General features: G+C 68.6%; 8 protein-coding genes. All 8 read left to right on the top strand.

Features of this window, described 5'->3' with window-relative positions; all coding sequences use genetic code 11:
• Positions 1-99: 99 nt before the first annotated feature.
• Complete coding sequence (locus tag ABNT58_RS03620; RefSeq protein WP_348752149.1) at positions 100-1,179, top strand: pilus assembly protein PilM; 1,080 nt, start codon at positions 100-102, stop codon at positions 1,177-1,179.
• Complete coding sequence (locus ABNT58_RS03615; protein WP_348752148.1) at positions 1,176-1,787, top strand: PilN domain-containing protein; 612 nt, start codon at positions 1,176-1,178, stop codon at positions 1,785-1,787. Before ABNT58_RS03620 ends, ABNT58_RS03615 begins: the two co-directional genes overlap by 4 nt.
• A gap of 10 nt (positions 1,788-1,797) precedes the next feature.
• Positions 1,798-2,496, top strand: coding sequence for a type 4a pilus biogenesis protein PilO (locus tag ABNT58_RS03610; RefSeq protein ID WP_348752147.1), 699 nt, complete (start codon positions 1,798-1,800; stop codon positions 2,494-2,496).
• On the top strand, positions 2,493-3,029 hold the full coding sequence (locus ABNT58_RS03605; RefSeq protein WP_348752146.1) for a pilus assembly protein PilP: 537 nt from the start codon (positions 2,493-2,495) through the stop codon (positions 3,027-3,029). The genes ABNT58_RS03610 and ABNT58_RS03605 overlap by 4 nt, the downstream gene beginning before the upstream one ends.
• Positions 3,030-3,052: 23 nt before the next feature.
• Positions 3,053-5,263 carry a type IV pilus secretin PilQ gene (locus ABNT58_RS03600; RefSeq protein WP_348752145.1) on the top strand — a complete coding sequence of 737 codons (2,211 nt, stop codon included), beginning with the start codon at positions 3,053-3,055 and terminating at the stop codon, positions 5,261-5,263.
• A gap of 32 nt (positions 5,264-5,295) precedes the next feature.
• Positions 5,296-7,551 (top strand): Ig-like domain-containing protein, encoded by a 2,256-nt coding sequence (locus ABNT58_RS03595; RefSeq protein WP_348752144.1) that lies wholly within the window; start codon positions 5,296-5,298, stop codon positions 7,549-7,551.
• A 2-nt stretch (positions 7,552-7,553) separates the two neighbouring features.
• Positions 7,554-8,111 carry a shikimate kinase gene (locus tag ABNT58_RS03590; protein ID WP_348752143.1) on the top strand — a complete coding sequence of 186 codons (558 nt, stop codon included), beginning with the start codon at positions 7,554-7,556 and terminating at the stop codon, positions 8,109-8,111.
• Positions 8,112-8,142: 31 nt separating this feature from the next.
• Positions 8,143-8,666: 3-dehydroquinate synthase family protein (locus tag ABNT58_RS03585; protein WP_348752142.1), on the top strand; the 524-nt coding region annotated here is incomplete at its 3' end.

Here is an 8,666-nt window from a genome sequence, read left to right as displayed (position 1 = left end):
TTTCCGATCTTGCACAAAGGCTTTACTGCTAGCATTCAAGTAACTTCTTAACAATCGCTGAAGTGCGCGGTACACAAAGGCCGCGCTTGGGAGAACCCGGTGAGCTTTCTGGACGCGCTGCTGGGCCGCAAGCATCCGCCTACGATCGGCCTCGACATCAGCTCGTCCAGCGTCAAACTGGTGGAGCTCGGTCTGAACAAGTCCGGCGACTACGTGCTGGAGCGCTTCGCGTCCGAGCCTTTCGAAAAAGGCTGGATCACCGACGGCCAGATCGAAAAGTTCGACGAAGTGGCCGATGCCGTGCGCCGCGTGGTGGCCAAGAGCGGCAGCCGCACCAAGCAGGTGGTCATGGCCATGCCGCAGTCGGCCGTCATCACCAAGAAGATCATGCTGCCGGCCGGCCTGCGCGAGGAAGAACTCGAGCTGCAGGTCGAGTCCGAGGCCAACCAGTACATCCCGTTCTCGCTGGACGAGGTCAGCCTCGACTTCTGCGTCATCGGCCCCAGCCCCACCTCGATGGGCGACGTGGAGGTGCTGATCGCCGCCTCCCGCAAGGACCGGGTGCAGGACCGGCAGGGCCTGGCCGAAGCCGCCGGCCTGAAGCCGGTGGTGCTGGACATCGAGTCGCATGCCTCGCGGCTGGCGATGAGCCGCGTCATCCATGCCCTGCCCAACGAAGGCAAGGACGCGCTGGTGGCGCTGTTCGAGATCGGCGCCGACGTGACCAGCCTCAAGGTGCTGCGTGATGACGAGATGCTGTACGACCGCGATCAGGCCTTCGGCGGCTCGCAGCTCACGCAGCTCATCTCGCGCCAGTACGGCTTCTCGTTCGAGGAAGCCGAGCAGAAGAAGCTGTCCGGCGACCTGCCGGAGGACTACGAGTCCACGCTGCTCAACACCTTCGTGGACAGCCTGTCGCAGGAGATCGGCCGCGCGCTGCAGTACTTCTTCACCAGCACGCCGCACCACAAGGTGCACTACGTGATGCTGGCCGGCGGCACCGCCACGCTGCCTGGCCTGAAGGAGCGGGTGACGGACCTCACCGGCTTCGCCTCCATGGTGGTCAACCCGTTCGACCAGATGAAGCTGGGGTCGGCCGTGCGCGAGGCCAAGGTGCGTCGCGAGGCGCCGTCGTACCTCACGGCCTGCGGGCTCGCGATGCGGAGATTCACGCAGTGATCCTGATCAACCTGCTTCCTCACCGGGAAGCGCGGCGCAAGCGCCGCAAGGCGGCCTTCTTCGCGGGCCTCGGCCTGGCCGCGCTGGTCGGCCTGCTGCTGGTGGTGTTGTGGTACCTGGGCCTGCAGCACCTGAAGTCGGTGCAGGACGGCCGCAATGCGCTGCTGCAGCGCGAGATCTCGCTGCTGGAAGGCCAGATCAAGGACATCGCCAACCTGCGGGGCGAGATCGAGAGCCTGAAGGCGCGCCAGAAGGCCGTGGAAGACCTGCAGACCGACCGCAACGTGCCGGTGCACCTGCTCAACGAGCTGACGCGGCAGACGCCCGAGGGCGTGTACCTCACCGCCATCAAGCAGACCGAGGGCGTGGTGGCCATCAACGGCATCGCGCAGACCAACGAACGCGTCTCGGAGCTGCTGCGCAACGCGCTGTACAACTCCGAGTGGCTGGAGCGGCCCGAGCTGGTGGAGATCAAGGCCGCCACGGTGCGGGCCGACAACCGCGAGCAGCGCCGGCTGTTCGAGTTCTCCATGCGGGTGTCCATCAAGCGGCCGGCGGCACCGGCGGCCGCGGCCAGCGCGGCCTCGGCGCCGCGGGCAGCTTCCTGAAGGGGCCGCCATGGCAACGTCTTCCAAGCGCATGAGTTTCGACCTCAACGAGTCCTTCGAACGGGCGGCGGCGCAGTTCCGCGGCCTGGACATGAAGGAGCCCGGCCAGTGGCCGCTGCTGCCACGGCTGGCGGTGTTTGCGCTGGCCCTGCTGGTGGCGGTGGCCCTGGGCTGGGTGCTGCTGCTGTCCGAGCAATCCGACCTGCTGCAGGCCGAGCGCGACCGCGAGCCGGCGCTCAAGGCCGACTACCGCGCCAAGCTGGGCCAGGCCGTCAACCTCAGCGAGCTGCGCAAGCAGAAGCTGCAGGTCGAGGAATACGTGGTGCAGCTGGAAAAGCAGCTGCCCGGCAAGGCCGAGATGGACGCGCTGCTGTCCGACATCAACCAGGCCGGCCTGGGCCGTGGCCTGCAGTTCGAGCTGTTCCGCCCCGGCCAGGTGGTCATCAAGGACTACTACGCCGAGCTGCCCATCGCCATCCGCGTCAGCGGCCGGTACCACGACATGGGCGCCTTCGCGGCCGACGTGGCCAACCTCTCGCGCATCGTCACCTTGCACGACCTGACCATCAGCGCGCCGCAGCGCGATGCCAACGGCGCACTGGCCATGGAGGCCACCGCGCGCACCTACCGCTACCTCGACCCGGCCGAGATCGAAGAGCAGCGCAAGGCACGCGCCGCCGCCAAGGCCGCGGCAGGAGCCAAGCGATGAGCCGCCTGCCTGCCCTGCGTGCGCTGCCCCTGCTGGCCCTGGCCGTCCTGGCCGGCTGCAGCGCCGACGACACCGAGCTGAGCGCCTGGATGCAACAGCAGAAGAACGAGGTGCGCCCCAGCGTGCAGCCGCTGCAGGCGCCCAAGCGCTTCAACCCCCAGGCCTACACGGGGGCCGATGCGGTCGAGCCCTTCAGCAACCAGAAGCTGACCGTGGCGCTGAAGCAGGAGGCGCGGCAGCCCAGCAGCCTGCTGGCCACCGAGCTGAACCGCCGCAAGGAACCGCTGGAAGCCTTTCCGCTGGACAGCATGACGATGGTGGGCAGCGTCAGCCGCCAGGGCGCGCCTTACGCGCTGCTGCGGGTGGACAACCTGCTCTACCAGGTCAAGGCCGGCGACTACCTGGGCCAGAACTACGGCCGCATCACCCGCATCACCGAGACCGAGGTGGCGCTGCGCGAGATCGTGCAGGACGCCGCCGGTGAATGGATAGAACGCAGCACCAGCCTGCAGTTGCAGGAGGGCAAGCGATGAAGAACGAGCAGGAGAAGCGCACTATGACCCGTTGGAAAGCCTGGGGCACGGCCCTCGTGCTGGCCGTGGGCGTCCCCGTCGCCGCCTTGGCGCAGGGGGTGATCCAGTCGATCACCAGCACCCAGCAGGCCGGCAGTGAGGTGGTGCGCATCGAGATGAGCGAGCCGCTGGTCGCGGTGCCTGCGGGCTTCGTGGTGCAGGCGCCGCCGCGCATCGCCATCGACCTGCCGGGCGTGAGCAGCGCGCTGCCTCGATCGGTGGTCGAGCTGAACCAGGGCAACCTGCGTTCGGTGAACGTGGCCCGGGGCGGCGACCGCACGCGCCTGGTGCTCAACCTCAAGCAGGCCGCCAACTACAGGGCGCAGCTGGAAGGCAAGGCGCTGCTGATCGTGGTGGACAACGGCGGCGGTGCCGCCGACGTGTCGCAGGCCGCGCCCGCCGCGGCGCCGGCCACTGCGCAGGCAGCGGCGCCGTTGCACTTCGCGCCCAGCCAGAACGCCGACCCGCTGTCGCTGCGCGACATCGACTTCCGCCGCGGCCAGGACGGCGCTGGCCGGGTGGTGGTGGAGCTGCCCAACAACCAGGTCGGCGTGGACATCCGCCAGCAGGGCCAGCAGCTGATCGTGGAATTCCTGCGCTCGACGCTGCCCGACCGGCTGCGCCGCCGCCTGGACGTGGCCGACTTCGGCACGCCGGTGGGCGCCATCACCACGGTGCAGACGGGTGACCGTGTGCGCATGACCATCGAGCCGCGCGGCGCCTGGGAGCACAGCGCCTACCAGAGCGACAACCAGTTCGTGGTGGAAGTGCGGCCGATGGTGATCGACCCCAACAAGCTGGTGCAGGGCCCCGGCTACTCGGGCGAGAAGCTGTCGCTGAACTTCCAGAACATCGAGGTGCGGGCGCTGCTGCAGGTCATCGCCGACTTCACCAACTTCAACGTGGTGACCAGCGACACCGTGACCGGCACTGTGACGCTGCGGCTCAAGGACGTGCCCTGGGACCAGGCGCTGGACATCATCATGCAGGCCAAGGGCCTGGGCCTGCGCAAGAACGGCAACGTGCTGTGGATCGCGCCCAAGGATGAGCTGTCGGCCAAGGAACAGGTGGAGCTGGAAGCGCGCAAGAAGATCGCCGACCTGGAGCCGGTGCGCACGCAGTCGTTCCAGCTCAACTACACCAAGGCCGAGGAAGTGGCCAAGGGCCTGACCGGGCAGACCACCAGCCAGGGCGGTGGCGCCGGCGCCGGCGGCAACACCGTCAACACCCGCATCCTGTCGCCGCGCGGCAGCGTGATCTTCGAGACGCGCACCAACCAGCTCTTCGTCTCTGACATCCCGAGCAAGCTGGAAGAGGTGCAGGCCATCATCGCCAAGATCGACATCCCGGTGCGCCAGGTGCTGATCGAGGCCCGCATCGTGGAAGCCGACGACACCTTCGGCCGCGCGCTGGGCGTCAAGCTGGGCGGCTCCGACCTGCGCGGCGTGCAGGGCGGCATCCCGGGCTGGGGCGTGGGCGGCGGCAACTACGTGACGGTGGGCGGCGGCTACAACGCCGTCAATGGCCAGACGGGCCAGAGTCCCAGCACCGACGTCAACGCGGTCAACACCACCACCGGCCGCTACAACAACCAGTTCGTCAACCTGCCGGCCAACGTCGCCAACCTGGGGGGCTCGCAGGCGGCCACGTTCGCGCTGTCGCTGTTCAGCGCCTCGGCCAACCGCTTCCTGAACCTGGAGCTGTCGGCGCTGGAAGCCGACGGCAAGGGCAAGATCGTCTCCAGCCCGCGGGTGGTGACGGCCGACCAGATCAAGGCCGTGATCGAGCAGGGCGAAGAGATCCCGTACCAGGTGGCCACCTCCAGCGGCGCCACCTCCATCCAGTTCAAGAAGGCGAGCCTGAAGCTGGAGGTGGTGCCGCAGATCACGCCCGAGGGCAATGTGATCCTGACGGTGGACGTGGCCAAGGACAGCCGCGGCACCGCCACCACGGCCGGCCCGGCCATCAACACCAAGCACGTGAACACGCAGGTGCTGGTGGAAAACGGCGGCACCGTGGTGCTGGGCGGCATCTTCACGCAGGAAGAGCGCAACGACGTCAACAAGGTGCCGCTGCTGGGCGACATTCCGGTGGTGGGCAACCTGTTCAAGAACACCGTGCGGTCGAGCAACAAGACCGAGCTGCTGGTGTTCATCACGCCCAAGGTGGTGACCGACCGCGTGACCGCGCGGTAAGGCCCGGGCAAGCAAGCGAGCGAGAAGACAAGATGATCCGAACTTTCAAGACGTGGCTGTCCGTTGCGGCGCTGTCGCTGGTGGCTGCCTGCGGCGGGGGCGGGGGCAGCTCGGGCGACCCGGTGCTGGGCGGCGGCGGCAGTACCGGCGGTAGCGGCACGGCCACGGCGGCAGATCTGGTGGTGGCGCTGTCGGCCGACTCGCTGGCCAACGACGGCACCTCGGTCGTCACCGCCACGGTGACCGCGCTGGACGCCAACCGCGCTGCGCTGCCCGGTGTGGCGGTGCAGCTGTCGGCCGACAGCAATGCCATCGTCACGCTGACCACAGCCAGTGGGTCGGGCGACACCACCACCACGAACAAGTCGATCACCAACGCCTCGGGCGTGATCACGGCCACCGTGGGGGCCGGCACCGACCGCAGCCTGCGCACGGTCACGGTCACCGCCAAGTCGGGCAACGTCACCAAGACCGCCACCTTCGCCGTGGTCGCGACCCCGGGTGCGGCCGTGCCTTCCGTGATCGAGGTCATCGCCTCGTCCACCACGCTGGGCAGTGGCGGCGACCAGGTGGTGCTGACGGCCTTTTTGAAGGACGCCAACAACAACGCGATGCCTTCCACGCCCGTCACCTTCACCACCGACACCGGTCGGCTGCTGAACGTGAGTGCCGCCACCAACGCCTCGGGCGCGGCCGCCGCCACGCTGGAAGCCGGGCAGGACAAGAGCAACCGCACCGCCACGGTGAAGGTGTCTTCCGGCACGGTGCAGACCACCTACACCATCCCCATCGTCGGCACCCGCCTGACCGTCTCGGGCAACACCACGCTGACGCAGGGCAATACCTCCCAGCTGTCGGTGGCCGCCGCGGACTCCAAGGGCAACCCGTTGCCCGGCGTCGCCATCACCCTGGCCAGTTCGCTGGGCAACGGCTTTTCGCCCGCCGCCCCGACGACCGATTCGAGCGGCCAGGCCACGGTGACCTACACGGCCACCAACGCCGGCACCGACACCGTGCGCTTCAGCGGCGCCGGCGCGGGCGCGTCGACGGTCGTCACCGTCAGTGGCGAGGACTTCGTGTTCCTGCCGGCCACCGTGTCGCCGACCGTGGGTGCGGTGTATCCGCTGCAGGTGCGCTATCGCCGGGCGGGCGTGCCGCAGGCCAACGTGCAGGTGCGCTTCGCCGCCACGGTCGGCACCTTGGGTGCTACCCAGGTGACCACCGACAGCCTGGGCGTTGCCAGCGTGAACCTCACGTCCAACTTTGCCGCGCCGTCCACCATCAGCGCCACCGTGCTCGATGCCAACGGCGGCACCGTGGCCGTGGCCACCACCACGGCCACCTTCGTCGCCACCACGCCGCGTGACCTGGTGCTGCAGGTGTCGCCTTCGGCGCTGGCGCCCAACACCGCGGGCGGCTCCGACAGCCAGACCAACGTGATCGCCCGCGTCACCGACGCCTCGGGCAACCCGGTGCAGGGCCTGACCGTGAACTTCAGCCAGGACCTGGACCCCAGCGGCGGACGCCTGAGCGCGGCCACGGCCAAGACCGGCCCTGACGGCCAGGCCAACGTGAACTACATTGCCGGCGCCTCCACCACCGCCAACAACGGTGTGCGCCTGCGTGCCACCGTGGCCACCAGCAGCAGCGTCACCGGCACCGTCTCGCTGACGGTCAACCAGTCCGCCTTGTTCATCGTGCTGGGCACCGGCAACACCATCACCAACTCCGACGTGGACACCTACCAGAAGACCTGGACGGCCTACGTCACCGACGCCAACGGCATCCGCGTGAGCGGCGTGACGCTGACGGCCAAGGGCATTCCCACGTACTACGGCAAGGGCGTGATGGCCTACGACGAAACCGCCCAGCGGTGGCGCTACGTCACCACCACCGTCAACAGCTCGGGCAACATCGTCCAGACCTTCAGCGACAGCATTCCGCTGGTCTGCCCGAACGAAGACGTGAACGAAGATGGCCGTCTCAACGAGACCGACACCAATGGCGACGGCCAGCTGACGCCGGGCAACGTGGTGGCGCTGACCAGCCCCACGGTCGTGACCGACGGTGAAGGCAAGGCCACCATCACGCTGCGCTACGCCGAGATGTACGCGCCGTGGATCGTGCTCAAGCTCACCGCCACCGGCATCGTCTCGGGCACCGAGTCGTCCAGCTACCGCGAGTTCGCGCTCGACCGGCTGGCCAGCGACTTCTCGAACAAGGCCATCACCCCGGCCGGCGCGGTCAGCCCCTTCGGGTCGGTTCTGAGCTGCACCACACCCAACTGACCGTGCTCGTTTCCCTCGTCGGCATGCCCGGCGGTGGCAAGTCCACCGTCGGGCGTCAGCTTGCGCGGCAGTTGGGGGTGTCGTTCGTCGACACCGACCATGTGATCGAGGAGCGCCTGGGCGGCTACATCCGCGACTACTTCGCCCAGCATGGCGAGGTGGCCTTTCGCGATCTGGAGCAACAGGTGATCGACGAGCTGACCCAGAGCGCCACCGGCGTGCTGGCCACCGGCGGTGGCGCGGTGCTGCGCGAAGCCAATCGGCAGGCGCTGCAGGACCGCAGCACCGTGGTGTATCTGCGGTCGTCGGCCGAAGAGATCTACCGCCGCCTGCGGCACGACACGCAGCGGCCCTTGCTGCAGGTGGCCGACCCGTTGCGCAAGCTGCGCGACCTGCACCGCGAGCGCGACCCGCTCTACCGCCGCACCGCCCACTTCGTGATCGAGACCGGCCGGCCGTCGGTGCCCACGCTGGTGGGCATGGTGCTGATGCAGCTGGAACTGGCCGGGCTGGTGGACGCCTCGGTCGTGCCTTCGCCGGTCGACCGCCTCGCGCGCTGAGCTGGCGGGCCCGCCCGTAAACTCGGGCGCCATGACCGCCGCACCCGTCGCCCCCATCGCTTCCGCCTCCGTCGTCACCGTGCCCATCGCGCTGGGCGAGCGCAGCTACGACATCCGCATCGGCGGCGGCCTGCTGGACGATCCGGCTTCCTGGCAAGGCCTGCCGCGTGCCGCGGTGGCGGCCATCGTCACCAACACCACCGTGGCGCCGCTGTACGCCCAGCGGCTGGCCGCGGCGCTGGCGCCGCATTACGGCCGCGTGCTGACCATCGAGCTGCCCGACGGCGAAGCCCACAAGGACTGGCAGACGCTGGACCAGATCTTCAGCGCACTGCTGGCCGCCAGCGCCGACCGCAAGACGGTGCTGTTTGCGCTGGGCGGCGGCGTGGTGGGCGACATGGCCGGCTTTGCCGCTGCCAGCTACATGCGCGGCGTGCCTTTTGTGCAGGTGCCCACCACGCTGCTGGCGCAGGTGGATTCGTCGGTGGGTGGCAAGACGGCCATCAACCACCCGCTGGGCAAGAACATGATCGGCGCCTTCTACCAGCCGCTGCG

It is taken from the genome of uncultured Aquincola sp. (assembly GCF_964001545.1).
Lineage (GTDB): Bacteria > Pseudomonadota > Gammaproteobacteria > Burkholderiales > Burkholderiaceae_C > Aquincola.
This window is presented reverse-complemented; position numbering and strand designations above follow the sequence as displayed.